Below are 24,918 nucleotides of genomic sequence, written 5' to 3'. Positions count from 1 at the left end.
GACGATCCATGACCCACGCGCTCCAGGACACCCGCCCGGACACGGACGTCCCGGACGGGTGAAGGGGATCAGGCGGGCGTGGCCCGGCGGCTCAGAGATAGACCGCCAGGGTCAGCATCGCGATCCAGGCGAGGGCGAGGACCTGCAGGACCCGGTCCCCGAGGGCGATGTCCTCGGGCTCACCCCCGTCGCCGTTGTCGACGTCGACCGAGTAGCGCAGCACCGCGACGACGAACGGCACGATGGAGATCACCGACCACACCGAGTTGTGGTGCGCCTCGCGGATCTCGAAGGCCCAGAGGCCGTAGGTCATGATCAGCACGGTGGCCGACAGGGCCCAGACGAACCGCAGGTAGGACGGGGAGTACGACTCCAGCGACTTGCGGATCTTCGCGCCGGTGCGCTCGGCGAGCATCATCTCGGCGTAGCGCTTGCCGGCGACCATGAACAGCGAGCCGAACCCGGCGGCGAGCAGGAACCACTGGGAGAGCGGGATGGCCGCGGCGACCCCGCCGGCGATGGCGCGCATGAGGAAGCCGGAGGCGACGATGCAGATGTCGAGCACCGGCTGGTGCTTGAGCCAGAAGCAGTAGGCCAGCTGCACGCCGACGTAGACGCCCAGCACGATCAGGAGCTGCACCGAGGCCAGCAGCGACAGCGCGATCGCCGCCGCGAAGCACACCGCCGCCACGGCGTAGGCCACCGGGAGCGGCACGATGCCGGCGGCGATGGGCCGGTTGCGCTTGGTCGGGTGGGCGCGGTCGGCCTCGACGTCCTTGGCGTCGTTGACCAGGTACACGCCCGACGCGGCCAGCGAGAACGCCACGAACGCGATCGCCAGCTTGACCGCCACCGCGCCCTGGAACAGGTCGCCGGAGGCGAACGGGGCGGCCAGCACCAGGACGTTCTTGACCCACTGGCGCGGGCGCATCGTCCTGAGCACGCCGGTCGCCAGGCCGATCGGGGTCCGCCGCGGAGCCTCTACCACCGGAGGTACGTCCGTGCTGGTCATCAGCGCTTCTTCCTGTGGATCAGGCGCGGGATCACGCGCCGGGCGGCGAGGGCGACGCCGGCGCCGAGCGCCGTCCCCGTCGCCACGTCGGTCGGGTAGTGCACGCCCAGGACCAGCCGGGAGAGCGCCATCACCGGGACGACGGCCAGCGGCGTCCGGGACCGCAGCAGCCCGCCGTAGAGCACGGCGGCGGCGGTGGTCGAGGTGGCGTGCGAGGACGGGAAGGACAGCCGGCTCGGGGTGCCCACCAGCACCTCGACCGACGGGTGTTCGGGACGGGGCCGGCGCACCACGCGCTTGACCCCGATGGACGCCCCGTGGGCGAAGGCGACGGCCGCGGCGGACCAGAGCCACTCGCCGCGCCGGCGGCGGTCGACGGCGGCACCGACGAGCCCCAGCGCCAGCCAGCCCCCGGCGTGCTCGCCGAAGTGCGACATGCCCCGCGCCACCGACACGGTCCGCGGCCGGGCCACCCCGCGCTGCACGGCGGCGAGCACCCGCAGCTCGGGCGCGACCGGCGGGACGGCGTCGGCGGGCGGACCGGGGTCGGCGGACGCCGCGGCGGTCCCGGACGGGGTGCCGGACGGATCCGCGGGTGCGTCCGGCTCGGCCGGTACGTCGAGCGACCGGTCGGTCACGGGCGGGCCTCCTCGCGCGCGCGGCGGGGACTCCGCGGGCGCCGATCTGCGGGGTGTACGGCGCAGCCATGCTACGCGGACGCCCCGCGCGTCACGGTCCGGCGTGCCGGGGCGGCCCGTCCCCGCTGGTCAGCCCGGCGCCGGGACCGGTCAGAACCAGCGCTCCAGGACGAGGGCGACGCCGTCGTCGACGTTGGTCGCGGTGGTCTCGTCCGCCGCGGCCACGACCTCCGGGTGCGCGTTGCCCATCGCGACCCCGTGCCCCGCCCAGCGGAGCATCGCCAGGTCGTTGGGCATGTCCCCGAAGGCGACGACCTCCTCGGGCGCGATGCCGGCGAACTCCGGCGTGCGTTCCAGGAGGTCGACGAGCCCGGTGGCCTTGGAGACGCCCGCGGGCGCCACCTCGATCAGCCCGCCCGGGTGCGAGAAGGTGATGTCGACCGTGTCGCCGACCAGCGGCTGCAGGGCGGCGGCCATCGCGTCGCTCGACAGCCCCTTCGCCCTGACCAGCAGCTTCACCGCAGGATGGGCCAGCAGCCGGTCGCGCGCCTCGGTCGGCGGGCCGCCGCCCGGCCAGGCGTGCTCGTAGTCCGGCTCGGCGACGAACTGGGCCACCTGGTCGTCGAAGGCGTGCTCGCCCACCCGCTCGACCCCGAGGGTGGCGCCCGGCAGCGCCTCCGCGACGGCCTGCTCCAGCCGCGTCAGGTCCTCGGGGTGCAGGGGACGCGAGCCGACGATCCGGTCGGCCTCGACGTCGTAGAGCACCGCGCCGTTGGCGCACACCGCGTACCGGACCACCCCGAGCTGGGTCGCCACCGGCGGGATCCAGCGCGGCGGGCGGCCGGTCACCAGCACGAACGGCACGCCGCTCGCGGTCAGCCTGCCGACGACCGCCGCCGTGCGCGGGCTGACCTCGTGGTCCTCGCCGAGCAGGGTGCCGTCCACGTCGCTCGCGACGAGCCGCGGGGCCTCCATCGTTCTACTCCATCCGCCCGGACACGTCCCCAGCGTACGGGGAGCGGCCGGAGCGATCTCCGGGATAGCGTGCGGGTATGCGCGTGCTGATCGTGTCGGCGCCGCTCACCGGGCACCTGCTGCCGCTGCTGCCCCTCGGTGAGGCGCTGTGGGAGGCGGGGCACGACGTGCTCGTCGCCACCGGCGGCGACGCGATGGGCGCCGACACCGGCGACCTCCCCGTGATCGACGTCGCGCGGGGCCTCTCCTTCGCCCGGATCGCCGCCCGGGTCATGGCGGCCCATCCCCTCGACGCCCGGGCCGAGCTCAACGGCACCGCGGGGACCCGCATGGTGGCCCGGCTGTTCGGCGCGGTCAACGAGGAGCTGACGGACGGGCTGGTCACCGTCGTCGAGCAGTGGCGGCCCGACGTCGTGGTCCACGAGCCGCTCGCGGTCGCCGGGGCCGTCGCGGCGGCCCGGCACGACCTGCCCACCGTGCTGCTGGAGAACTCGCTGTTCGACGGCCCGTCGCTGGTCCGGGCGACCGCGGCGTCGAAGGTCATGCAGCGTGCGCTGCGCCGGCACGGGCTGGAGGACCGCGGGCTGCCGGCCCCGGAGGTGGTGCTGACGACGGCGCCGCCCAGCGTCGTCGGCGAGCGGGCCGGACTGCCGATGCGGCCGGTGCAGCGCGGCGGTGGCGAGATCCCGGCCTGGCTGCGGGTGCCCTCGGACGCCGCGGACCGGCCCCGCATCCTCGTCTCCCGCAGCACCGCGCCCGGCCCGGGCGCCGACCCGGTGGCGGCGGCGCTGGCCGCCGCGGCCGAGGTCGACGCCGAGATCGTGCTGGTCCGGCCGGAGCCGCGGATCGAGCGCCGGGCGCGCGGGGTCGACCGGGTGCGGACGGTCGGCTGGGTGCCGCTGACCGACGTGATGCCGCTGTGCGCGGCGATCGTGCACCACGGCGGGTCCGGCACCGCGATCGGTGCGCTGGCCGCCGGGATCCCGCAGCTGGCGGTGCCCGGAGCAGGGGACCGCCGGCACAACGCCGAGCTCGTCGCCCGGCGCGGGGCGGGCCTGTCCGGGAAGGTCACCGCCGAGGCGCTCCGCCGCCTGGCCGCCGACGGCGAGCTGGCCGCCAACGCCCGCGCGGTGCGGACCGAGCTGGACGCGATGCCGCCGCCCGAGGCCCGGGTGCCGGACGTCGCCGCCCTCGGCTGAGGCGGCGATCTCCGGTCGACCACGTCGTGAAGGGCGAGGGTCGCTCCGGCGACTCCCGCGGCTCACGGTTCCCAGGCGAGCAGGGCGGTCCGCAGCAGGCCGGCCAACGACTCGCGCTGGTCGGGGGTCAGGGCCTCGAGCAGCTGTGCCTCGGCCGCGATCTGGCGCGGGAGCAGGTCGTCGACCAGCCGCTCCCCCGCCGGGGTCAGCGCGACCCGGGCCGCCCGCGCGTCGTCGGGGTCCGGGGTGCGCGTGACCAGGCCCGCGGCGGTGAGCTTGTGCAGCCGCTTGGTCGTCGCGGCCGGGGAGCCCACGACGCCCGCGGTGAGGTCGCCGGGGCGCAGCGGGGCGTCGGTGCGGCGCAGCTGGCTGAGGACGTCGAACTCCGCGCGGGTCACGCCGGCGTCGGCCAGCCAGTCGTCCGCGGCCTGCTGGAGGAACCGCGCGGCCCGGAGGATCCGTCCGACGACGGCGAGGGGTCCGGTGTCGAGCTCCGGGCGCCGGAGTGCCCAGGTGGCCTGGATGTCGTCGATCGCGTCACGGTCCGCCGCCACTGGCTTCCCCTTTCGTACACCGGTGAAGTAAATTGCTACACCGGTGAAAGGAGTATGCGTGCAGGGGACGCTCGTCCGTGAACTGGTCCGCTTCGAGGCCCACGCCGGGGCGCACCGGCCCGCACTGCGATGCGGGATCTCGGTGGGCGTCCCGATGCTGGTCCTGCTCGCGCTGGGTCGGCTGGACCTGCTCGGCGCGGCCACCTTCGGCGCCTTCGCGGCCATCTACGGCCGCAACCTGACGGTGCCGGCGCGCACGGCGGTCCAGGCGGTCACCGGCGTGGGCCTGGTGGCGAGCGTGGCGGTCGGGCTGCTCGCCGCGCACCTGCCGGCCTCGCCCTGGCTCGCGCTGCTCGTGCTGGTGGGCGTGGCGGTGGCCGGGACGATCGGCGGCGAGGTCGTCGGGTGGAAGCCGGGCGGGCCGCTCTTCTTCGTGTTCGCGGCCGGCGCCTTCGCCGGGGCCCACCCGCTCGGTCTCCCCGCCGCACTGCAGGTCGTGGCCGTGGCCGCCGGTTCGGCGGGCTTCGCGGTGCTCGTCGGCAGCGCCGGCGCGCTGCTGCCCGGGCACGTGCGGCGGCGGACGCCGCTGGTCGCGGTCCCGCCGCGCGAGGCCGTGCGGCGGGAGATCGTGCTCGAGGTGCTGCTGGCCTGCGCGATCACCGCGCCGCTGGCCGTGCTGCTCGGCGTGGAGCACGTGTACTGGGCCCTGGTCGCCGCCGTCGTCCCGCTGTCCGTCGCGGGCTCGCGGGCGCGGGTGACCCGGGGCGTGATGCGGGTGGGCGGGACCCTCGGCGGCTTGGTGGTGGCCGCGGCGCTGCTGGCCCTGCACCTGCCGGGCTGGGCGATCGTCGTCGCCGCGGTGGCGCTGCAGACCGCGGCGGAGCTGCTCGTGATGCGGAACTACGCGGTCGCGCTGCTGTTCATCACGCCGCTCGCGCTGGTGGTCGGCACGACGATGCACCCGGTCCCCACCGCCACCCTGCTCACCGACCGCCTCGTGGCCACGGTGGTGGGCGTGCTGGTGGCCCTGGCCGTCCTCGGCCTGCGGGCCCGCCGCCGGCCCGCGCGCGTCGCGGTCGCCGGGCGGCGGGTGCACGAGACGGCCTGACCTTCCCGCGTCGTCCGACCCGCCCTTCCCGGACGCGGGCCGCGGAGCTCAGATGATCGCGACGGCGACCACGAGGCCGAGCGCCACGTGCGCCGCCGCGACCACCCACGCCTCGGCGTTGAGCTCGTCCGCCGCGAGCACCTCGCCGATCCGGATACCGGTGACCCACTCCAGCACCCGCACCGCCGCCACCTGCGCGACGATCCCGACCAGGCCGAAGATCAGCGCCGCGAGCAGGCCCTCGGCCAGCAGGCCCGAGGCGCTCCAGATCGCCACCACCACGATGAACGCCATCGAGATCATCCCGGCGGAGGTCACCAGCACCGCGCCCGGGCGGCCGTCGCGGACCAGCCGGTTCAGCTTGCCGGGCGTGGTGATGTCGATGGCCCAGAAGCCGATGAGCATGAGCAGCGCGCCGAGCAGCGCGTAGAGCAGGATCGCGCCGACGCCGCGGCCGATGTTCGCGAAGTACGTCGCGTCGAGGGCGAGGGTCATGGGGTCCTCCGGGAGGAAGGGGACGGGGAGCGCGGGGGTTCCGGGGCGAGGACCGGGGTCAGTCCTCGGGGATGCGGTGCGGCACGAACGCGGCGCCGTCGTCCGTCACCAGGCCCGCGGTCTCACGGATGCCGAGGCCGGCCGAGCCGTCGCCCACGATCCACGCCCCCAGCGCGGGCCGGAAGCCGTCGAACTCGGGCAGCGGGTCGAAGAGCTGGTAGACGTAGCCCTCCTCGCCGTACACGCCGCCGGTCGAGACCTGCGAGCCCGGCGCGACGATGTCGACGTTGGCGCCCTCGCGGCCCAGCAGCGGCTTGCGCACGTACTCGGTGAGCAGGCCCGGGTCGCCGAGGTACGCGGGCAGCAGGTTCGGGTGCCCGGGGTACATCTCCCAGAGCACCGCCAGGATCGCCTTGTTCGACAGCAGCGTCTTCCACAGCGGCTCGAGCCAGAGCGTCTCGGGCAGGCTGCGCGCGACGTGCTTGCCGAACTCCTCGGTGAGCACCCACTCCCAGGGGTAGAGCTTGAACACCGTGGCCATCGGCGCCTCGGCCAGGTCGACGAAGCGGTCGAGGTCGACGTCCCAGCCGATGTCCTCGATGCGCAGGCCCACCGTGTCCAGGCCGGCCTCGGCCGCGGTCTCCTGCAGGTAGCCGACGGTCACGTGGTCCTCGCCGGTCGAGTCGCCGCCGGACCAGGTGAAGTGGACCTCGGAGCTGGGCAGCGCGCCCTTGATCTCGCCCCATCGCTCGACCAGGCGCTCGTGCAGCGAGTTCCACTGGTCGTCGTCCGGGTGGGTGTCCTTGAGCCAGTACCACTGCAGGATCGACGCCTCGAGCAGCGTCGTCGGGGTGTCGGCGTTGTACTCCAGCAGCTTGGCCGGGCCGGAGCCGTCGTAGCGCAGGTCGAAGCGCCCGTAGACGTGTGGATCGTGCCGCTTCCAGGAGGCCGCGACCTTCTCCCACACCCATTCGGGCAGCGCGAAGTCCCGGAACCGCTCGGTGGTCACGACGTGGTCGACGGCGTCCAGGCACATCGAGTGCAGGAGCTCGACGTCCGCCTCGAGGGAGAGGATCTCCTCCATCTCGAAGACGTAGTGCACGGACTCGTCCCAGTAGGGGCGGGCCAGCCCGTTCGCGTCCCGGCCCGGTGCGTCGTAGACCAGTCCCTGGTCCCGCACGATCTGCTGCCAGCCGGGGCGTGCGGCCCCGCGTTCACGGCGCACCGCTCAGCTCCCGCTGCTTCCGCCGGACGACGAGCCGCCCGACGACGAGGACCCGCCGGACGTCCCCTTCGAACCACCCGACGACGAGCCCCCGCTGCCCACGCCCAGTCCGCCCCGGGAGATGGTCTTCCCGGACGGCGTGCGGACGGTGGCGTTGTTCGGCACGGCCGTGGTGCCGCCGGTGGCGACCTGCCCGACGTTGCCGGAGCCGCCGTAGTTGTAGTGGTACTGCCGGCCGCCGGTGCCGATGAAGATCGGGAAGAAGCCGCCGCCGCCGTAGTAGGTGTTGCCGGCGGTCGAGGCCGGGGTCACGCAGTTGGCGTCGTCGACGACCACGTTGTTCTCGTCGACGCAGCGGGCCTCGACCTCCTCGTCGTCCGAGGAGACGGCGTACCCGACGGCGATCAGCGCGACCACGCCGACCGCGACACCGGACCCGATGAGGATGCGCTTGCGCTTCTTCCGGCGCCCGGCCTCCTCCTCGGCCTGCCGGGCCTCCTCGGCCCGGCGGCGGGCGCCCTGCTCGCGGGCGCGCCGCTCGGCCAGGGTGGGTTCACGGGGCGTGGTCGAGGCGTCCTGCTCCGTCATGCGGCCGCGGACCCTCTCGACGGGCCGGGTCTCCCCGGTCTCGTCCGGCGGTCCGGGCTGGTCCCGGCCGTCGTGCTCCGTCATGCGTCCACCCCCGGTGCGCACCGTATCCGCTCCGGGCGGACCCACGGAACCGCCCTCGGTCTCGGCTCGGTATCGACCCGACCGGGATCGGGACGCCGTTCACCCGGTCCGGGGCGCCTCCCGCCGCGCGCAATCACCGGACCGAGGTTCCTCGCCGCGGGCCGACGACACCTCGCAGCACCCGCGCGACCGATGACCGAGCCGCGGCGACACCGGATCGGGGTCGCCCGGACGGGGACGGCAAGATGGTCGCCGACATGGACGAGCTCCCCACGACGTCCGGCGGCCGCTCCCCCCTCGCCGTCGCCGACCGCCCGGCCCGCTCCCCGCGGACGAGCCCGCCGCCCGCGTCACCCCGCCGGGGTGCGCGGCTGCCGGGCCGCCGTCAGGCGCGGCGGATCGTCGCGGCCGTGCTGGTGGGCGCCGGGGTGATGCTCGGCGTGGCCACGCTCGACACGGTCGCCGGCGCCACGGTCCCGGTGCTCGGCTCGCTGGCCGCGCTCCCCTCGCCCAACGGCACCTCCGCCGACGTGGAGGACGTCCCGCCGCCGCCGACCACGCCGGGTACCTGCCTGAACTGGGCCCGGGCCGACGCCGCGGACACCGCCGTCGTCGACTGCACGCAGCCGCACCTGTTCGAGCAGGCGGGCACCGTGCAGCTCGCCGACCAGCAGGCCCTGCCGGACGACGCGACCATGCGCCAGCTGGTCAACGAGCGGTGCACGCCGGTCGTGCTGCAGTACCTCGGCGGGAAGTTCGACCCGAACGGCAGGTTCCGGGTGGGCGCGTTGAAGCCGTCGCAGAAGAAGTGGGACGAGGGCAGCCGCGAGCTGCGCTGCGGTGTGCAGAGCGCCTCGCGCTCCGGCGCGCTCTACCCGCTGACCGGCAGGGCCGCCGACCAGGACCAGTCCGGGGTGTACGAGCCCGGGACCTGCCTGGCGATCGACGGGCCGCGGGTCGGCGACCCCACGGACTGCGCCGGACCGCACGCGGTGGAGACGGTCGGCATCGTGGACCTGTCGCAGAAGTTCCCGGAAGGGTTCCCGGCGGTCGGCGACCAGGACGGCTTCCTGCAGCCGGAGTGCAGCCGGATCGCGGGCGAGTACGCCGGCGGGCCGCAGGTCATCGCGGACAAGAAGCTCACCGTGTACTGGGACAACGTCACCGAGGACTCCTGGAACGCGGGCACCCGCAAGGTCAACTGCAACCTGGCGGCGCTGCTGCCGGACCGCAGCGGGTTCGCGCCGGTCACCGGCCCGGTGAAGGGCGCGGTCACGGTGGGCGACCGGCCCGCGCCGCCCGCGACCACCACGCCGAAGCCGGGCGTGCCCGCCCCGCCGACGCAGTCCGCGACCACGAGCCCGACCCCGGCCGCGCCGCCGTCGTCGGATCCCGCGAATCCGGCGGAACCCGCACCTCCCTCGGGCTCGGAGGCGCCGGCACCCTCGGATCCGGCCGACCCCGCGCCCCCGGCGGTGTCCGCGCCCGTGGAGCTTCCGGCACCCTGACGCCGTGGTGGAGATGAGCCGGATCCGGTTCGACGAGCTGGTGTCCGACGCCCTGGACACGATCCCCCGGCGGCTCACCGCGGCGATGGACAACGTCGTGGTGCTGGTCGAGGACCGGCACCCCGACGAGCCGGAGCTGCTGGGGCTGTACGAGGGCGTCGCGCTCACCGACCGGGCCGGCGACTACGGCGGCGTCCTGCCCGACCGCATCACGATCTTCCGGGACGCGGTGCTGGAGAGCTGCGAGACCGAGGACGAGGTCGTGCACGAGGTGGCCGTGACCGTGGTGCACGAGATCGCCCACCACTTCGGCATCGACGAGCACACCCTGCACGAGCTCGGCTGGGGCTGAGCCACGTGGCGCGGCGTCCCGGTCAGGCCGCGTACGCCCGGAGGAACGCCGCGACCCCGGTGGCGACGATCGTCTCGACCTCCGCCCCCGGCAGCGGGAGCGCGCCGTGGAAGGAGCGGCCGGTCACCTCGCCCGCGGCCAGCAGCACCAGGTGGCGGGCCGTGCGGGACGGGTCCGCCTCGCGCAGCCGGCCCTCGGCCATGAACCGGGCGATGTGCCCCGTGAGCGCCCGCTGCACCCGTCGCGGCCCGGTCTCCTGCCACGCCTCGAGGGCCTCGGCCGGGATGTGCAGCACCTCGGCCTGGATCTGCCGGACGAGCGCGAAGTGCTCGCCGGCGGTGGGCTGCGCGTGCGCGCGGCCGAAGGCCAGCAGCGCCCGCTCGAGCGCGGCCGGACCGTCGCCGACCTGGGCGAGATGGCGGTCCATCTCCGCGATCTGCTCCTCGGCGACCCGCTCCGCGCTCTCCTCGATCACCGTCTCGAACAGCGCCGCCTTGTCGCGGAAGTGGTTGTAGATCGTGCGCGTGGAGACCCCCGCCTCCCGGGCGATGAGGTCGATGCTCGCTCGGGTGTAGCCCTCGCGGGCGAACACCGCGAGCGCGCCGCGCAGGATCGCCCGCCGCTTGTCCGCGAGCCCCCGCCGCGCCCCGGTCCCCGTCGTCGTCACGCGGCACTTCCTACCCGAGACAACGATCGTTGTCACGTTGCAATGCACGTTGTACTTTACCGCTCGTGAACAGCAACATCACGATCGGGATCGTCGTCGGGAGCACGCGTCCGCAGCGCCGGGGCGGGATCGTGGCGGACTGGGTGCAGCAGGTCGCCGAAGCCCACGGAGCGACCGTCGAGCTCCTCGACCTGGCTGCCTTCGACCTGCCGATGCTCGACGAGCCGAGCCCGGCCGTCCGTGGCGACTACACGCGCCCGCACACCCTGCGCTGGGCCGCGGCGGTCGCGGGGTGCGACGCCTTCGTGTTCGTGGTCCCCGAGTACAACCACTCCTTCCCCGCCGCGGTGAAGAACGCGATCGACTACCTGTTCGCCGAGTGGAAGGACAAGGCCGCCGGCCTGGTCGGCTACGGCGTGCAGGGCGGGGTCCGGGCCGTCGAGGCGCTGCGGCCCGTGCTGGCCGAGGTCGGGATCGCCGACGTCCGCACCCAGGTCTGCGTGAACCTCATGACCGACTTCGTGCTCACCGGCCCGACCGACGTCGGCCGGATCGTCCCGGCCGGGCACCAGGAACCGACGCTGCGCCGGATGCTCGACGAGGTCGTGGCCTGGGCCGGCGCACTGCGGGGTCTGCGGGCGCCGGCATGAGGCTCGATCCGGCGACCCGGCGGATCGCGGCGGTCGTCGTGGTCGGGGCGCTCCTCTCCCTGCTCGACGGGACGATGGTCGGCGTCGGGCTGGAGACGATCGCCCGCGACCTGGGCGCCGGTCTGGCCGGGGCGCAGTGGGTGGCCCACGGCTACCTGCTCGCCCTCGCCGTGTCGCTACCGGCGTGCGGCTGGCTCGCGCGGCGCATCGGTGCCGGGCGGCTGTGGCTGCTCGCACTGGCCGGCTTCACGCTGGCCTCGGCCCTGTGCGCGGCGGCGCCGACCCTCGGGCTGCTCGTCGCCGCCCGCGTCGTGCAGGGCCTGGCCGCCGGGCTGCTCGTGCCGGCCGGGCAGACCCTGCTCGGGCAGGCGGTCGGGCCGAGGCGCCTCGGGCGGGTGATGGCGGTGCTGGCCTCGGCGGTGAGCGTCGGGCCCGCGCTGGGGCCGGTGCTCGGCGGGCTGGTCGTCGAGGGGCTGTCCTGGCCCTGGTTGTTCCTCGTCAACCTGCCGATCGGCGCGGCCGGTCTGGTCGCGGGCCTGCGCGTGCTCCCGCGTGGGGAGCCGCGGCCGACCGGCACCCTCGACGTCGTCGGGCTGGTCCTGGCCGGGGTCGGGCTGTCCGCGCTGGTCTACGGCGTGACGGCGTGGGGCGCGGCCGCCGGGCACCGGGAGCTCGCGCTGCCGCTCGCCGTCGGGGCCCTGGGCCTCGGGCTCTTCGTCCGCCGGACACTGCGGCATCCCCGCCCGCTCACGGACCTGCGGTTGTTCGCCGATCGCGGCTACGCCGCCGCCACCGCCTGCGCCACCCTCACCGGCGCGGCACTGTTCGGCTCGCTGCTGCTGTTCCCGCTGCTCTTCCAGCTGGAGCGGGGTGCGAGCGTGATCGTGACCGGGCTGTGGCTCGTCGGCCACGGGCTCGGGACGGCGGTGGCCGCACCCCTCGCGGGACGGCTCACCGATCGGCTCGGCGGCGCACGGGTCGCGGTCGCCGGCTGTGCGGGGCTGGTCGCGACCACGGTGCCCTTCGCCCTGGTCGATCTCGGCCCACTGTCGACGCAGGTCCTGCTCGTGCTGCGCGGCGCGGCGATCGGGTTCGCCGCGGTCCCGCCGACGGTGGCCGCCTACGCCGCCGTCCGCCCCGACCAGCTGCCCGACGCGACCACGCAGCTCAACGCCCTGCAGCGGGTCGGCGGGGCCGTCGGCGGGGCGCTGGTCGCCACGGTGCTCGCGGCGACACTGCCCGCGGGGACCCGTCCGGCCTTCGCCGCCGCCTTCTGGTGCCTGACGGCCGTGTCGGTGTTCGCACTGGCGGGCGCCGCCCTGCTGGTCCGGGGTCGGGTCACTGCCACGGGTCGGTGATCTCGCGCAGGTCGGTGAGGATCTCGCGCAGCTGCTCCATCCGCCGGCGACCGAGGTGCGCGGTCCACTCGGCCTCGACCTCCGCGACGATCCCGCGCGAGGCCTCGACGCTGCGGGCCCCCCGCTCCGCGATCCGCACCAGCCGGGCACGGCCGTCGGCCGGGTCCGGCACCCGCTCGACGTACCCGCTGCGTTCCAGCTGGTCGACGAGGAAGCCCGCGCTCTGCTTGGTGATCCCGGCCTGCTCGGCCAGGTCGGTCAGGCGGCTGCCGCCGGGGGCGATGCGCTGGAAGACGCGCGCCTGGGCGGGGCTCAGATCGGCGAACCCCGCCGCGGCCAGCCCCGCGAACACCCGCGCCTCCATCGCGCGGTAGGGCAGGAAGAGCAGCACCCCGGTGTTGAGCGGCTCGGTCACGCTTGACGATCCTAGGAGATGGTACGAGACTCTGACGACTTGGTCAGAATCTCTGACGAATCGGGGTGCGCGATGGACCGGGACGGGAAGTGGGCGGCGATCGCCGGGCAGCGCCGGGTGCTGGCCGACCTCCTCGCGGGCCTCGACGACGACGAGTGGGAGCGCCCGTCCCTCTGTACGCAGTGGCGGGTCCGGGACGTGGCGGCGCACGTCGCGCTCACCCCGCAGTCGCCGGGCGTCCTGCGCATCCTGGGCCGCGGCGTGCGCGCCGGTGGCGACCTGCAGGCCGTCAACCGGGACCTGGCCCTGGAACACGCGCGCCGCCCGCCCGCCCGGCTGGTGGCCGAGCTCCGCGAGCTCGCCGACTGCCGAGCGAAGCCGGCGATCACCACGCTCGACAACCTGCTGTTCGACGTCCTCGTGCACGTCCAGGACGTCGCCGTCCCGCTCGGACGCAGCGTCCCGATGCCCCTCGACGCCGCCCGCGAGGGTCTCGCGCGGGTGTGGCGGATGGGCTGGCCGTTCTGGGCGCGCCGGCGTTTCCGCGAAATGCGCCTGGTCGCCACGGACGTCGACTGGGCCGCGGGCGAAGGCCCGCCGGACGGGGAGGTGCGCGGACCCGCGGAGGCCCTGCTCCTGCTGCTCACGGGCCGCACCGCCGCCGCGCAGCCGCGGCTCGCCGGTGGGGGGCTCGCCCGGCTCGCCGGGCCCGGGTGAGGGGGCGGTGCGGCCGTCGAGGGGTCGGCCGCACCGCCCCGCCGATGCGTCAGTGCGCCTCGGGAGCCGCGCCCGCGGTGACGTCGCCGACCAGGGCGGGGCCCGAGTCCCACAGCTCCAGCGCCCACCCGGTCTCCACGGACCGGTCCCGGCGCAGGACCACCCGGCCGGCGTTGGGCACGTACCGGGTCTCGGCGGTGTCGCCGAGCAGCGCCGCGGCGGCCAGCCGGATCGCGGCGCCGTGGCTGACCAGCACCACCATCCCGCCCGGCCCGTGCGCCCGCTCGGTCTGCTGCACGATGCGGTCGACCGCGGGCAGGTACCGGGCGCGCAGGTCCAGCGCCGACTCCCCGCCGGGCAGGCTGCGCGCGAGGTCGCCGCCCCACCAGGCGTCGTACACCTCGTCGAACTCGCGGCGGGCCGGCTTGTCCGAGCGGCCCTCCAGCTCGCCCACGAAGATCTCGTGCACCCCGTCGACGACGGTCACGCCCAGCCCGTGGGCGAGCGCGACCGGCTCGGCGGTCTGCCGGGCCCGGATCGCCCGGGAGGCGTGCACCGCGCGGATCGGCCAGTCCGCGAGCAGCCCGGCGACGTCGGCGGCCTGGGCGCGGCCGGTCTCGTTGAGCGGGGCCCCGGGCGGCACGGTGTCGAGCGCCTTCGCCACGTTCGCGTCCGTCTGGCCGTGCCGCAGCAGGACCAGGCGCAGCTCGTCCTGCTCGGGCTCCTCCGGGGTCATGTCCACTCTCCGTTCCGCACTCCTGCCAGCCACTCCGCCGCCGCCCGGTACGCCGCGGCGTCCGCCCCGTGCAGCGGCACCGCGGGCGCCCCGACCCCCTCCACCGGCTCGGGCGCACCGACCGCCCGCGGGTAGGAGCCGAGGAAGCGGACGCGGTCGCAGCGGCGGTGCAGGGCGGCCAGCGCCTCCCCCATCGCCGGGTCCGCGACGTGCCCGCTGCAGTCGAGGTGGAACCAGTAGTCCGCGTGCCGGTCCTTGATCGGGCGGGACTCGATGCGCGTGAGGTCGATCCCGCGCACGGCCAGCTCGGTGAGCAGCCCGAGCAGCGAGCCGGGCCGGTTCTCCGTGGTCAGCGCCAGGGTCGTGCGGTCGTGGCCGGTGGGGGGCGGCGGCGTGCCGGGCCGGGTGACGAGCACGAAGCGGGTGACCGCGCCGGGGTTGTCGGCGATGTCGTCCGCCAGGACCTCGAGCCCGTGCTGCTCGGCCGCGAGCGGCGACGACACCGCGGCGTCGGCCTCGCCGCGCGCGACCTGCGCCGCGCCCTCCGAGGTGGAGGTGGCCACCCGGACCTCGGCCTCCGGCAGGTGCGCGGCGATCCAGCCGCGGGTCTGCGCGATGCCGTGCCCGTGGGAGGCGACGGAGCGGATCCCCGCGAGGGTCGTGCCCGCGCGGCCGAGCAGGACGAACCGCACGGGGATCACCGCCTCGCGGACGATCACCAGCGGCGGCTCCTCGACCAGCCCGTCGAGCACCGGCGGGACGGCGCCCTCCACGCTGTTCTCGATGGGCACGCACCCGGCGTCGACACCGCCCTCGCGCACGGCGCGGAGCACGGGGGGATTGCCCGGCAGCGGCACCAGCTCCGCGTCCTCGGACTCGGGCAGCGTGCGCAGCGCCTGCTCGGTGAAGGTGGCGTGCGGGCCGAGGAAACCGATGCGGGATCGGGGACGGGGCACGATCGACGAGCGTAGTCGGGCCGGCGGACGCCCCCGCGCTGCCCCGACCCGGCGAGCGCACGAGGCCGAAGAGCGGAACTTCACCGCGGGCGCGAACCGCCGCGAGCCGGGATGCGTATGACAGGAAGGGGACGTCGGGAGCCGAGGGAGCGGGGGGTGTTCGGCTGTCGACGTGCCTCGGGGGTCGCCGGACCCCGCGCCCGGGGTCCGGCGGTCCGTCCGCGCCTCCGGCGGCCGCCGTCGCCGCGCGCCGTCAGAGCAGGCCGAGGGTGGCGAACTCGCTGATCGACATGGGATCGGGGTCGATCCCGCAGCAGGTGAACAGGCCGCGCACCGCGTCGACCGCGCGCCCGGACAACCCCTCGGCCTGGGCGACGAGCGCCGGCCCGTCCGTCTCCCGCAGGGCGTCGCCGACGGTGCCCTCGCCCTCCGTACCCAGCTCGCGGGCGACCGCGATCAGCAGGTTGAGCACGCCGTGCCGGCCCCGGCCGGACTCGGACTCCGCCACCGGCCGCACCGCCTCGCGCAGCCCGATCGCGGTGAAGCCCCGGCCCTTCCCCACGGTGACCTGCAGGAACCGCTCGACCTCGGCGATCGACGGCACGTCCGACGGCCGGGGTCCGCCGCAGCGGAGCTTCGGGGTGCAGCCGTGCTCGGCGACCCGCTGCACCGCGTCGAGCCAGGCGTCGATCTCCTCCGCGGTGCCGCCGAGCGGACGTCGCGGCTCGACGACGGGGGTGACCTCGTCCGGGACGAACTCCGAGACGCGCTCGAGCCAGACCGCGTCGACGTCCGGCGGGGCGGCCGTCTCGACCGTGCGCGGGGTGAGCAGGCTCGACCGGGAGAAGACGGTGGACAGCGCCTTCGGCACCGCGCCGAGGCCCGTGTCGACGACGAGCGACAGGTCGACGGGCCGGGACGGCGCGGAGCGGGCGAGCTCGGTGACCAGCGCGGGCAGGCGCGAGACGGGGCAGACCAGGTGCCCGATCATGCCCCCGTAGGCCCCGTCGCGGGCCGACAGGTAACGGGCCACCACCGCGTCGATGCCCGGGGCGACCATCCGCGGTTGGACGAGGCTCGCGTCGTCGACCAGTCCGGCGAGCAGGGGACGGATCGGCCACGGGTCGGCGGAGGATCCCGAGGGCACGGTCGTCACGGGTACGCACGCTAACCCGCCGTTCACACCGGCCGGACAAGGGGTGGGCGGTGGGGCCTGGACAGCCCCTCGCCCGGGAGCTAACTTAGCCTCACCTAACTCGGAGGTGAGCTACGTGGGACAGACCCGGCTCCGGCGTCCGCCGGCACCTGCGGACGCCGAACGCGCCCGGAGCGTCGCGGCGCGCGGCGGGGAGGCGGCCCTGGTCGGGACGGGGGGACCGGAACCCGTCGTGCCGCTCGTGCACCACGTCCACGCCGACGGTTCGGTCGTCGTGCTGCTGCGCGACGAGTCGCCGGTCCTCGAGGCCATCCGCGCCTCGGACCGCGGCGAGATCCCGGTCATGCTCGAGCTGACCGACCGCGCCCCGGTCGACCTGCGCGAGCCGATCCGCGCGCTGCTGTGGATCAGCGGCTGGCTCCGGCTGCCCGACGCGACCACGGCCCGGCGGGCCGCCGTGCAGGTCGCCGACGTCGCCCCGCACCCGCGGCTGCTCGACCTCGGCCACGGCGCCACGCTGGCGAAGCTCACGCCGAGCTCGGCCGTGCTGGCCGACGCCGAGGGCACGGCCGCGCTCGCGCCCGTCGACCTGGCCGCGGCGCGCCCGGACCCCTTCTGCCGAATGGAGAACCACTGGCTCTCCCACCTGGAGGAGGCCCACCCGGAGGTCTTCGACACGCTCGCGCGGCATCTGCCCGCGCCGCTGCGCTGCACCCTCGGCGCGCGGGTGCGCCCGCTCGGGGTGGACCGCTGCGGGCTGCGGCTGCGGGTGGAGACGCCGGAGGGCGACCACGACGTGCGGCTCGCGTGGCCGCAGGAGGCCACGACCGCCGAGGAGCTGCGGGTCCAGCTCGGGCTGCTGGTCGGGTGCCCGTTCCGGCAGGTGGGCGGCGACGCGCACGCGCAGCTCGACGAGGCCTGACCGGACCTGCCGCCACGTCCGGCCCCAGGCCCGCGGCTATCCCTGCTGGAGGGCCCGGTCCCGCTCCTGCACGCGCCGGGTGACCTTGCGCTCGGCGATGAACGAGCAGATCGGGATCGTGCCCGCGAGCAGCACGAGCAGCGCGAACACCGGGGTGAACCGCGCGCGCTCGGCCAGCACCAGCGTCGCCACGATGTAGGCCATGTACAGGAAGCCGTGCAGCATGCCGATGATCGCCGTCGGCTTCGGGTCGCCGGCGAGGTACTTCATCGGCATCGCGTAGAACACGAGCAGCAGCAGCCCGACGCCCGTGATGTAGGCGAACACGCGGTACAGCGGCAGCCGCCACCCGACGGGGCGCTGCGCGGTGGACGTCCTGGGGCTGCTCACGACTCGACTCTAACCGCGGCGGCTCACCGGCCGTCCGCGGTCTCCCGGCCGCGGTCGTCGGCGGCGGCGTCGCGCGCCGCGAGGCCGGCGAGCATGCGGTTGTACTCGGCCAGCCCGGGCGCCTCCTCGTCGGTGACCGGGGCCGGAGCGGCGACGGGGCTGCGGGTGAACGGCGTGGCGCCCCAGGGCAGCGGAGGGTCTACGTCGGTGCGGCCGGGCTCGTCCGTCCCGGCGGCCCGGGAGGACCCGGCGGTGCGGGCGGGCTCCCCGCCGGGTTCGGGCGGCGTCGTCGCGGCCTGGACGGACGATGCGGTCTCCGCGGGCTCGGGAGCCCCGGCCGCGCCGTCCGCCGGGTCCTCCCGGTGCTCCAGCAGCTCCATGCGCAGGAAGCGCCACCACATGTAGGCGAAGAACACGGCGAAGATCGGCCACTGGATGCCGTAGCCGACGTTCAGCGCCGAGCCCAGCGCCGAGCCCGCCCGGTGCCACTGCCAGACCGCGGCGACCACGCAGACCGCCACCGCGAGGATCGCCAGCAGGTGCCAGAGGATCCAGCGGGGGGACAGGACCACGCGCCACACGCCCGCCACGATACGCGGCCCGGTCGCACCGCCCGCAGCTCCACGTGCAGGGCAGGCGCCCGGGCCGATGATCACCGCGAGCGGACGGTGGTTCCCGGGGACGGTAGTTTCGGGGTGTGGCGGGAGGTCGGGTCGGGCGATGGCTCACGGCCCCGCCGTCGGAGATCGCCGAGGTCACCGATCCGCGGGCCCGCCGCCTGATCGGTCTGGAGATCGCCGTCGTGCTCACGGTGACGCTCGGGCTCTCCGCGCTCCGCAGCGCCCTCTCCCTCGTCGACGCGCTGCTCGCCCCCACTCCCCTGGCCGACCAGCAGGTCGCGCTCAACGCGCCGGCGGCCCGGGCGGACCTGGTCGACCTCGCGCTGCAGCTGGTCCGGGTGCTGCAGCTCGTCGGCTGGGGCGCCCTCGCCGTGTACCTGCTGCTCCGGGCCGGGATCCCGCTCGCACGGATCGGGCTCGACCGCACGCGCCCCGGGAAGGACGCACTCGGCGCCCTGGGGCTGGCCGCGCTGATCGGCATCCCCGGCCTCGGGCTCTACCTGCTGGCCCGCTCCCTCGGCGTGAGCCTCGACGTCGCCCCCAGCACGCTCGACGACGTCTGGTGGCGCACCCCCGTCCTGATCCTCGCGGCCGCGGCGAACGCCTGGGCCGAGGAGATCGTGATGATCGGGTACCTGCTGACCCGGCTGCGGCAGCTGGGCTGGTCCGCCGACCGCTCGGTGCTGGCGGCCGCGGTGCTGCGCGGGGCCTACCACCTGTACCAGGGGCTGGGCGGGTTCGTCGGGAACCTGGTGATGGGGCTGGTGTTCGGGCGGGTGTGGCAGCGGACCGGGCGGCTGTGGCCGCTGGTCGGGGCGCACGCGTTGATCGACGTCGTGGCGTTCGTGGGGTACGCCCTGCTGCCGGCGGACCTTCGCCCGTGAGGCCGCTCAGCTACCCTTCGCCGGTGTCCGACTCGAAGTTCCTCGCCCTGCTCAAGGACCAGATCCGCAGCGAGTTCACGGCCGCGCAGCAGTACACGGCGGTGGCGGTGTGGCTGGACGGGGAGGACCTCCCGCAGCTGGCCGCGCACTTCTACGCGCAGGCGCTGGAGGAGCGCAACCACGCGATGAGCATGGTCCAGTACATCCTGGACACCCACGAGCGCGTGCAGATCCCGGGCATCGACGACGTCCGCAACGACTTCGCGACGGTCGAGGACGTCGTCGCGCTGGCCCTCGAGCAGGAGAAGCGGGTCACCGAGCAGATCACCACGCTGGCCCGGACCGCCCGGGACGAGGGCGACTACCTCGGCGAGCAGTTCATGCAGTGGTTCCTCAAGGAGCAGGTCGAGGAGGTCGCGTCCATGTCGACGCTGCTCACCGTGGTGCGCCGGGCCGGCGACAACCTCTTCCACATCGAGGACTTCGTGGCCCGCGAGCTCCCGAAGGGCGAGGCGACGGACCCCTCCGCCCCGCCCGTCGCCGGCGGCCGCGTCTGAGCACCCGCGTCAGGGAACCATGATGCGCACGATCCGGCGCGAGAATCGCATCATGGTTCCGTGACGCGTACGAACCCGCCTCGAGAACGCGTCGTGGAACCAGACTGCCGGGTCAGCGCAGGGTGACCTGCTTGCCCGCGAGGGCGTCCCGGGCGGAGCGCTCGGCCGGGGACAGCTCGTCGGTGGCGGCCAGCGCCTGCGAGAGCCGCCGCGCGAAGGCCACCGCCGGGGCCGACCACTCCTTGGCGTGCATCTCCCGGTCGACGTCCCACACCGGCACGAGCAGCCCGTGCGCGCGGAAGGCGCCGGCGTAGCGGCTGCCCTCGCCGAGGTCGAGCTCGCCGGCCGCCTGCAGCCGCGCCAGCGCCGCCATCAGCGCGTCCTCGGGCTCCGGCCGCACCCAGCGCACGTGCGCCTTGGTGCCGGTGTCGACCCAGTAGGCGGCGCGGACGCCCTCGCCGGTGAGCGCCTCGGTCGGCATGATCACCGAGTTGGCGCGCTCGATGGTCGCGGCGATCTCCGCGCCGGGCTCCTCGCCGTCGGCCGGCAGCCACCAGCCGAAGTCCTGGTGCAGCTCCAGGTCGAGCTCGGCCTCCGCGACCAGCAGGTCCTGCAGCCGGACGAGCTCGCCCCCGCCCACCCCGGGTCCGACGACGGGCAGCGCGGACCCCGGCTCCGCCGTCTCCGCCCAGCGCAGGGCCTTGGCGAGGTCGGCGGACAGGTCCCCGGAGCGGGTCTGCACCTGCATGCCGAGCAGGATCTCCCCGTCCGGCCGCACGAGCGCCGCGGACGCACCCGGCAGCACCGTGGCCAGCCGGACGCTGCGCTCGCCGGCCTCGCGCAGCGGGAGCGGGGCGACCGCCGACGGCAGGAACTCGCGCATGGCGACGAGGTCCGGCTCGGCGGCCAGCCCCTCGAAGGGCCGGGTGACGATCACGTCGTCGCCCGCGCCGTGGCACGCCTTGTACCGCTTCCCCGAGCCGCAGGGGCAGGGGCGGCGGGGGTTCTCGCCGGTCGCGGCGCTGGACTTGTCGCGGTTCTTCTTGGCCATCAGGGCGCCACCGTAGCGCCGGGCCCGGCCCCGTCCGCCGCGGGTCCCGGCGGCCGCACGGCGACGAGCACCTCGCGCCGCACCGGGCGGGGCGGCTCGAGCAGCGCCGTGAGGTACCGCAGGACCCGCACCGTGACCAGCGCGGTCGCGGCGGCGAGCAGGTCGAGGACCGCGTGCAGGAGGACGCCGTCGGCCATGGCCTGCACCCCGCCGCGGAAGGACCACAGGAACACGACGACGCCGAGCACGACCCCGGCGCCCCACGCCGCCCACCACACCAGCAGCAGCCGTGAGGGTCGCGGGCGCTCGGCGGGCGGCCGGTCCAGCCCGGCGTGCTCGATCTCGGCGAGCACCGAGCCCGGCAGCGACAGGTTGAGCCCGGGCACCACCCATCCGGCGACGACGGCGAGGGTGGGCCGGTCCGGCACGGTGCCGGTGCGCTCGGCGGCGGCCTCGCGGGCGCGCACCGTCCAGAGCACCATCAGGACCCCGCAGCCGAGGAGCCCGGCGAGCGAGGCCCAGGCGCCGAACGCGACGGCGGCGTCGGAGAAGGCGACCAGCCCGGCGGGCAGCGCGTCGGCGCGGCTCAGCACGAGCAGGACGTAGCGCAGGATCTCGGCGAGCCCCGCCACCGCGGCGACCGCGGCGGTGACCCGCAGCAGCACGTCGAGCGGGTGGGCGAGGCGGCGGGCCCGTTCCAGCGGCGGCACCTGCGCGGCCTCGGGCTCGCCGCGCCAGGGCAGCGGCGGGAAGCCCCAGCGCGGCACCTCGCGGTAGCGGGGCGGGCCGGTGTACCGGAACCGGGGCCGTACGGGCGGCCGCGGCCGGCCGTCCGGTGGCGGCTCGGCGACCCACGCCAGCGGCGCGAGGTAGCGCCCGCAGTAGGGACAGAAGGGCCCGGCGCCCGGCGGCGCGACCCGCCCGCAGCGCGAGCAGGCGGGCGGGCGCACGGCGGTGCCGCCCGCCGGTCCGGCGGGCGCGGCGTCCGCGGCGGAGCTCACCCGGTCCCGCTCAGATGATCTCGGGGGTCCGGTCCGGGTCGGCGACGATCTCGCGGCCGGAACCGGCCCACGCCTGCATGCCGCCGTCGACGTTCACGGCCGGGTAGCCCTGCTGGGCCAGGTAGGCCACGACGCGCGCGGAGCGGCCGCCGGAGCGGCACACGACGTAGAGGGGCTCGTCGTCCGGGATCTCGGCGATCCGCTGGGTGAGCTCGGACATCGGGAGGTGCCGGGAGCCGGGGGCCCGGCCGGCGGCCCACTCGTCGGCCTCGCGGACGTCGAGCATGGCGACGTCCGCCGGCAGGTCCGCGGCGGGCACGGACGGAACGCTGGTCATGCCCCCCATGATGGCACCCGCCGCCGTCAGGCTCCCGTGAACGCACCCTGCCCGGACGCACGAACGGCACCCCCGCCCACACCTGGTGGGCGAGGGTGCCGTTCGTGACGGGTCAGACCTCGGCGGTCGCCTTCTCCGAGCCCGCACCGGTCAGCGAGCGGACCTCCATCTCGGCGTACTTCTCCGCGTCGAACGGCTCACGCCGGCCCACGAGGGTGCCGATCGCGCCGAGCAGGAACGACACCGGGATGGACACGATGCCCGGGTTCGACAGCGGGAACCACGCGAAGTCCGCCCCCTTGATCATCGCGGTCTCGCTGCCGGAGACGGCCGGCGAGAAGACGATCAGCACGATGCAGACGGCGAGACCGCCGTAGATGCTGAACAGCGCGCCCATGGTGTTGAACCGCTTCCAGAACAGCGAGTAGAGGATCGTCGGCAGGTTCGCCGACGCGGCCACCGCGAACGCCAGCGCCACGAGGAAGGCGACGTTCTGCCCGTTGGCCAGGATGCCGCCCGCGATCGCGACGACGCCGATGAGCAGCGCCGTGCGCCGGGCCACCCGCACCTCGCTGCCCGGCGAGGTCTGCCCCTTCTTGAGGACTCCTGCGTAGACGTCGTGCGCGAAGGAGGCCGACGCCGTGATCGTCAGCCCGGCGACCACGGCGAGGATCGTCGCGAACGCGATCGCCGAGATCAGCCCGAGCAGGATCTCGCCGCCGAGCTGGAAGGCCAGCAGCGGCGCCGCCGAGTTGACCCCGCCCGGCGCCTTCGCGATCACGTCCGGTCCGACGAGCGCGGCGGCGCCGTAGCCCAGGACCAGCGTGAACAGGTAGAACACGCCGATCAGCCAGATCGCCCAGACCACGGACTTGCGGGCCTCCTTGGCCGTCGGGACGGTGTAGAAGCGCATCAGGATGTGCGGCAGGCCGGCGGTGCCGAGCACCAGCGCGATGCCCAGCGAGATGAAGTCGATCTTGTTCTTGTACTGCAGGCCGGGCGTCAGCAGGGCCTCGCCCTTCGACGACCGCTCGACCGCCCCGCCGAGCAGGGCCGAGAAGTTCAGCCCGTACTTGCCGAGCACCCAGAAGGTCATCACGAACGCGCCCACCACCAACAGCGCGGCCTTGATGATCTGCACGTAGGTCGTGCCCTTCATGCCGCCCACCAGCACGTACGCGATCATCACGAGACCGACGACGGCGATCACGATGCTCTGCCCGAGCTTGTTCGAGTTCGGGATCTGCAGCAGCAGCGCGATCAGCCCGCCCGCGCCCGCCATCTGCGCGATCAGGTAGAAGAACGACACGACCAGCGTCGACGTGGCCGCGGCGGCCCGGACCGGGCGCTGGCGCATCCGGAAGCTCAGGACGTCGCCCATCGTGAACTTGCCGGTGTTGCGCAGCAGCTCCGCGACCAGCAGCAGGGCCACCAGCCAGGCGACGAGGAAGCCGATCGAGTAGAGGAAGCCGTCGTAGCCGTAGACCGCGATCGCCCCGGCGATGCCGAGGAACGACGCCGCCGACAGGTAGTCGCCGGAGATCGCGATGCCGTTCTGCGAGCCGCTGAAGGAGCGGCCTGCGGCGTAGTAGTCCGAGGCGGTGCGGTTGCTGCGGCTGGCGCGGTAGACCACCACCAGCGTGAGCAGCACGAACACCGCGAAGATGCCGATGTTGAGGCCGACGCTGCCGACCGTGCCCTGGGTCTGGGCGAGCTGCGCGGTCACGCCTCCCCCTCGATCTCGTGGCGCAGGCGCTCGGCGGCCGGGTCCAGCGTCCGGTCGGCGAAGCGCACGTACAGCGTGGTGATCAGGAACGTCGAGACGAACTGCAGCAGGCCGATCAGCAGGCCGACCGTGACGTTGCCGGCCAGCTTCGTCGCCATGAAGGCGGGCGCGTACGAGGCCAGCAGGACGTAGGTCAGGTACCAGATCAGGAAGAGCGCGCTCATCGGGAAGACGAACCGGCGCAGCCGGCGCCGCAGGTCCCCGAACTCGGGGCTCGCCTGGACCCGCTGGTAGGTCGTCCCGCCGGCGCTGCGTTCACCGGTGGTGCTCATGGATGTCCTTCCGTGCGTGCCCGGCGCCCTCCTCCGGCGCCGGGTCCACTACATGGCGAACGAGCCGGGACGCGCATCGAGACGGTTCCACGGTGGAACCGTCCGTGTCGTTCTCGTGACGGAACGTGAGCGGGCGGCGGATCAGACGGGCGGTCGGCCGGCGCCCTCGACGCGCTCCCGGAAGAGCCCGAGGCGCTCGGGCGCGTGCAACCGCAGCAGCAGGGCGTCCGTGTTGGCCGGGCGGCGCTTCCGGGTGGCCAGGCTGACGGCGATCATCACGAGGAACGCCAGCGGCACGGTGACGATCGCGGGCCGGTAGAGCAGGACCCCCGCCCAGCCGCTCTCGCCGATCCCGGCCAGGCTGACCGACACCGCGCCGGCCGAGAGGATCCCGCCGGCGAGGATCCCGGAGATCGCGCCCGCGGCGGTGAGCCCGCGCCACCACACGCCCAGCACCAGCAGCGGGCAGAAGGTCGAGGCGGCCACGGCGAAGGCCAGCGCCACGGTCTCGGAGAAGTCGAGCTGCTCGACGCCGAGCGCGAGCGCCACCGGGGCCGCGCCGGCGAGCACGGTGGTGATCCGGAAGTCCGCGATCCGCATGTCCGCCACCGACCGGCCGCGCAGCACGTCCGTGGACAGCACGCCCGCCAGGCTGACCAGCAGGCCCGAGGAGGTCGACAGGAACGCCGCCCACGCGCCCGCCGC

At 75.1% G+C, this 24,918-nt stretch carries 30 protein-coding genes; 10 read left to right on the top strand and 20 right to left on the bottom strand.

All coding sequences use genetic code 11. The annotated features are described in order from the left end of the window. Positions 1–91: 91 nt before the first annotated feature. The 3 genes from ACFQH9_RS02625 to ACFQH9_RS02615 all read right to left on the bottom strand — a co-directional run bounded on the left by ACFQH9_RS02625 (position 92) and on the right by ACFQH9_RS02615 (position 2,625). Complete coding sequence (locus ACFQH9_RS02625) at positions 92–1,012, bottom strand: decaprenyl-phosphate phosphoribosyltransferase (RefSeq protein WP_379563772.1); 921 nt, start codon at positions 1,010–1,012, stop codon at positions 92–94. Then, complete coding sequence (locus ACFQH9_RS02620; protein ID WP_379563904.1) at positions 1,012–1,515, bottom strand: phosphatase PAP2 family protein; 504 nt, start codon at positions 1,513–1,515, stop codon at positions 1,012–1,014. Before ACFQH9_RS02620 ends, ACFQH9_RS02625 begins: the two co-directional genes overlap by 1 nt. A gap of 285 nt (positions 1,516–1,800) precedes the next feature. Next, positions 1,801–2,625 (bottom strand): HAD family hydrolase, encoded by an 825-nt coding sequence (locus ACFQH9_RS02615; protein ID WP_379563770.1) that lies wholly within the window; start codon positions 2,623–2,625, stop codon positions 1,801–1,803. A gap of 77 nt (positions 2,626–2,702) precedes the next feature. Between ACFQH9_RS02615 and ACFQH9_RS02610 the strand changes: the two genes are divergently transcribed. Next, positions 2,703–3,824, top strand: a complete 1,122-nt coding sequence (locus tag ACFQH9_RS02610) for a nucleotide disphospho-sugar-binding domain-containing protein (protein WP_379563768.1) — start codon at positions 2,703–2,705, stop codon at positions 3,822–3,824. Between the two features lie 62 nt (positions 3,825–3,886). Here the strand turns inward: ACFQH9_RS02610 and ACFQH9_RS02605 are convergent, their stop codons facing one another. Then, a complete protein-coding gene (locus ACFQH9_RS02605) occupies positions 3,887–4,378 on the bottom strand; it encodes a MarR family winged helix-turn-helix transcriptional regulator (protein ID WP_379563766.1) in 492 nt (163 codons plus the stop codon). Between the two features lie 58 nt (positions 4,379–4,436). Here ACFQH9_RS02605 and ACFQH9_RS02600 point away from each other — a divergent pair, with 58 nt between their 5' ends. Further along, a complete protein-coding gene (locus tag ACFQH9_RS02600) occupies positions 4,437–5,486 on the top strand; it encodes an FUSC family protein (RefSeq protein ID WP_379563764.1) in 1,050 nt (349 codons plus the stop codon). 48 nt (positions 5,487–5,534) lie between these two features. Here ACFQH9_RS02600 and ACFQH9_RS02595 read toward each other — a convergent pair whose 3' ends face one another. Genes ACFQH9_RS02595 through ACFQH9_RS02585 form a run of 3 tightly spaced genes read right to left on the bottom strand, consistent with a single transcriptional unit; the run spans position 5,535 to position 7,878 of the window. After that, positions 5,535–5,981, bottom strand: a complete 447-nt coding sequence (locus tag ACFQH9_RS02595) for a DUF350 domain-containing protein (RefSeq protein ID WP_379563762.1) — start codon at positions 5,979–5,981, stop codon at positions 5,535–5,537. A gap of 58 nt (positions 5,982–6,039) precedes the next feature. Next, the gene (locus ACFQH9_RS02590; protein WP_379563760.1) at positions 6,040–7,206 is read right to left on the bottom strand and encodes a glutathionylspermidine synthase family protein; all 1,167 of its coding nucleotides are present in this window, start codon (positions 7,204–7,206) and stop codon (positions 6,040–6,042) included. Between the two features lie 3 nt (positions 7,207–7,209). Next, positions 7,210–7,878, bottom strand: a complete 669-nt coding sequence (locus tag ACFQH9_RS02585; RefSeq protein WP_379563758.1) for a hypothetical protein — start codon at positions 7,876–7,878, stop codon at positions 7,210–7,212. Positions 7,879–8,135: 257 nt separating this feature from the next. Here ACFQH9_RS02585 and ACFQH9_RS02580 point away from each other — a divergent pair, with 257 nt between their 5' ends. Together ACFQH9_RS02580 and ACFQH9_RS02575 are read left to right on the top strand one after the other, a co-directional pair. Continuing rightward, positions 8,136–9,386: a septum formation family protein gene (locus ACFQH9_RS02580; protein ID WP_379563756.1), complete on the top strand. Its 1,251-nt coding sequence runs from the start codon at positions 8,136–8,138 to the stop codon at positions 9,384–9,386. A gap of 13 nt (positions 9,387–9,399) precedes the next feature. Continuing rightward, positions 9,400–9,738 carry a metallopeptidase family protein gene (locus ACFQH9_RS02575; RefSeq protein WP_379563902.1) on the top strand — a complete coding sequence of 113 codons (339 nt, stop codon included), beginning with the start codon at positions 9,400–9,402 and terminating at the stop codon, positions 9,736–9,738. A 22-nt stretch (positions 9,739–9,760) separates the two neighbouring features. Here ACFQH9_RS02575 and ACFQH9_RS02570 read toward each other — a convergent pair whose 3' ends face one another. Continuing rightward, on the bottom strand, positions 9,761–10,405 hold the full coding sequence (locus ACFQH9_RS02570; protein ID WP_379563755.1) for a TetR/AcrR family transcriptional regulator: 645 nt from the start codon (positions 10,403–10,405) through the stop codon (positions 9,761–9,763). Between the two features lie 65 nt (positions 10,406–10,470). Here ACFQH9_RS02570 and ACFQH9_RS02565 point away from each other — a divergent pair, with 65 nt between their 5' ends. Next, positions 10,471–11,055, top strand: coding sequence for an NADPH-dependent FMN reductase (locus ACFQH9_RS02565; RefSeq protein WP_379563754.1), 585 nt, complete (start codon positions 10,471–10,473; stop codon positions 11,053–11,055). Further along, positions 11,052–12,413, top strand: coding sequence for a DHA2 family efflux MFS transporter permease subunit (locus ACFQH9_RS02560; protein WP_379563752.1), 1,362 nt, complete (start codon positions 11,052–11,054; stop codon positions 12,411–12,413). Before ACFQH9_RS02565 ends, ACFQH9_RS02560 begins: the two co-directional genes overlap by 4 nt. Here the strand turns inward: ACFQH9_RS02560 and ACFQH9_RS02555 are convergent. Then, positions 12,394–12,828 (bottom strand): MarR family winged helix-turn-helix transcriptional regulator, encoded by a 435-nt coding sequence (locus ACFQH9_RS02555; RefSeq protein WP_379563750.1) that lies wholly within the window; start codon positions 12,826–12,828, stop codon positions 12,394–12,396. The genes ACFQH9_RS02560 and ACFQH9_RS02555 overlap by 20 nt on opposite strands. A gap of 72 nt (positions 12,829–12,900) precedes the next feature. Between ACFQH9_RS02555 and ACFQH9_RS02550 the strand changes: the two genes are divergently transcribed. Beyond that, positions 12,901–13,545, top strand: a complete 645-nt coding sequence (locus ACFQH9_RS02550) for a maleylpyruvate isomerase family mycothiol-dependent enzyme (protein WP_379563748.1) — start codon at positions 12,901–12,903, stop codon at positions 13,543–13,545. A 49-nt stretch (positions 13,546–13,594) separates the two neighbouring features. On the opposite strand, the gene ACFQH9_RS02545 is transcribed toward ACFQH9_RS02550, so the two are convergent. From ACFQH9_RS02545 to ACFQH9_RS02535, 3 genes are all read right to left on the bottom strand, one after another. After that, positions 13,595–14,281: a histidine phosphatase family protein gene (locus ACFQH9_RS02545; RefSeq protein WP_379563745.1), complete on the bottom strand. Its 687-nt coding sequence runs from the start codon at positions 14,279–14,281 to the stop codon at positions 13,595–13,597. Further along, on the bottom strand, positions 14,278–15,237 hold the full coding sequence (pheA, locus tag ACFQH9_RS02540) for a prephenate dehydratase (RefSeq protein ID WP_379563743.1): 960 nt from the start codon (positions 15,235–15,237) through the stop codon (positions 14,278–14,280). The genes ACFQH9_RS02545 and pheA overlap by 4 nt, the downstream gene beginning before the upstream one ends. A 253-nt stretch (positions 15,238–15,490) precedes the next feature. Beyond that, entirely contained in the window at positions 15,491–16,393 is a 903-nt protein-coding gene (locus tag ACFQH9_RS02535; protein ID WP_379563741.1) for a hypothetical protein, read from the bottom strand. Positions 16,394–16,508: 115 nt separating this feature from the next. Here ACFQH9_RS02535 and ACFQH9_RS02530 point away from each other — a divergent pair, with 115 nt between their 5' ends. After that, the gene (locus ACFQH9_RS02530) at positions 16,509–17,315 is read left to right on the top strand and encodes a DUF2470 domain-containing protein (protein WP_379563900.1); all 807 of its coding nucleotides are present in this window, start codon (positions 16,509–16,511) and stop codon (positions 17,313–17,315) included. Positions 17,316–17,351: 36 nt separating this feature from the next. Here ACFQH9_RS02530 and ACFQH9_RS02525 read toward each other — a convergent pair whose 3' ends face one another. Together ACFQH9_RS02525 and ACFQH9_RS02520 are read right to left on the bottom strand one after the other, a co-directional pair. Then, the gene (locus ACFQH9_RS02525; RefSeq protein WP_379563739.1) at positions 17,352–17,705 is read right to left on the bottom strand and encodes a DUF3817 domain-containing protein; all 354 of its coding nucleotides are present in this window, start codon (positions 17,703–17,705) and stop codon (positions 17,352–17,354) included. A 23-nt stretch (positions 17,706–17,728) separates the two neighbouring features. Continuing rightward, positions 17,729–18,286 carry a hypothetical protein gene (locus tag ACFQH9_RS02520; RefSeq protein ID WP_379563737.1) on the bottom strand — a complete coding sequence of 186 codons (558 nt, stop codon included), beginning with the start codon at positions 18,284–18,286 and terminating at the stop codon, positions 17,729–17,731. Between the two features lie 116 nt (positions 18,287–18,402). On the opposite strand from ACFQH9_RS02520, the gene ACFQH9_RS02515 reads away from it, so the two are divergent. Both ACFQH9_RS02515 and ACFQH9_RS02510 read left to right on the top strand, forming a co-directional pair. Further along, positions 18,403–19,209, top strand: a complete 807-nt coding sequence (locus tag ACFQH9_RS02515) for a CPBP family intramembrane glutamic endopeptidase (RefSeq protein WP_379563735.1) — start codon at positions 18,403–18,405, stop codon at positions 19,207–19,209. Between the two features lie 23 nt (positions 19,210–19,232). Further along, a complete protein-coding gene (locus ACFQH9_RS02510; RefSeq protein WP_379563733.1) occupies positions 19,233–19,766 on the top strand; it encodes a ferritin in 534 nt (177 codons plus the stop codon). Between the two features lie 112 nt (positions 19,767–19,878). Here ACFQH9_RS02510 and ACFQH9_RS02505 read toward each other — a convergent pair whose 3' ends face one another. The 6 genes from ACFQH9_RS02505 to ACFQH9_RS02480 all read right to left on the bottom strand — a co-directional run. After that, a complete protein-coding gene (locus ACFQH9_RS02505; protein ID WP_379563731.1) occupies positions 19,879–20,817 on the bottom strand; it encodes a DUF5926 family protein in 939 nt (312 codons plus the stop codon). Beyond that, the gene (locus tag ACFQH9_RS02500; protein ID WP_379563729.1) at positions 20,817–21,818 is read right to left on the bottom strand and encodes a DUF4328 domain-containing protein; all 1,002 of its coding nucleotides are present in this window, start codon (positions 21,816–21,818) and stop codon (positions 20,817–20,819) included. Before ACFQH9_RS02500 ends, ACFQH9_RS02505 begins: the two co-directional genes overlap by 1 nt. A gap of 10 nt (positions 21,819–21,828) precedes the next feature. Beyond that, positions 21,829–22,155 (bottom strand): rhodanese-like domain-containing protein, encoded by a 327-nt coding sequence (locus ACFQH9_RS02495; RefSeq protein ID WP_379563727.1) that lies wholly within the window; start codon positions 22,153–22,155, stop codon positions 21,829–21,831. A gap of 112 nt (positions 22,156–22,267) precedes the next feature. Continuing rightward, positions 22,268–23,881, bottom strand: coding sequence for a solute symporter family protein (locus ACFQH9_RS02490; protein WP_379563725.1), 1,614 nt, complete (start codon positions 23,879–23,881; stop codon positions 22,268–22,270). Further along, positions 23,878–24,213, bottom strand: coding sequence for a DUF485 domain-containing protein (locus tag ACFQH9_RS02485; RefSeq protein WP_379563723.1), 336 nt, complete (start codon positions 24,211–24,213; stop codon positions 23,878–23,880). Before ACFQH9_RS02485 ends, ACFQH9_RS02490 begins: the two co-directional genes overlap by 4 nt. Positions 24,214–24,354: 141 nt before the next feature. Further along, the coding region (locus ACFQH9_RS02480; RefSeq protein ID WP_417715118.1) for a sodium:solute symporter family transporter at positions 24,355–24,918 on the bottom strand (564 nt) is incomplete at its 5' end.

Origin of the sequence: Pseudonocardia lutea (assembly GCF_042658055.1) — a bacterium.
GTDB lineage: Bacteria > Actinomycetota > Actinomycetes > Mycobacteriales > Pseudonocardiaceae > Pseudonocardia > Pseudonocardia lutea.
Note: the sequence above shows the minus strand (reverse complement) of the source record. Positions and strands in the feature narration are given on the sequence as shown.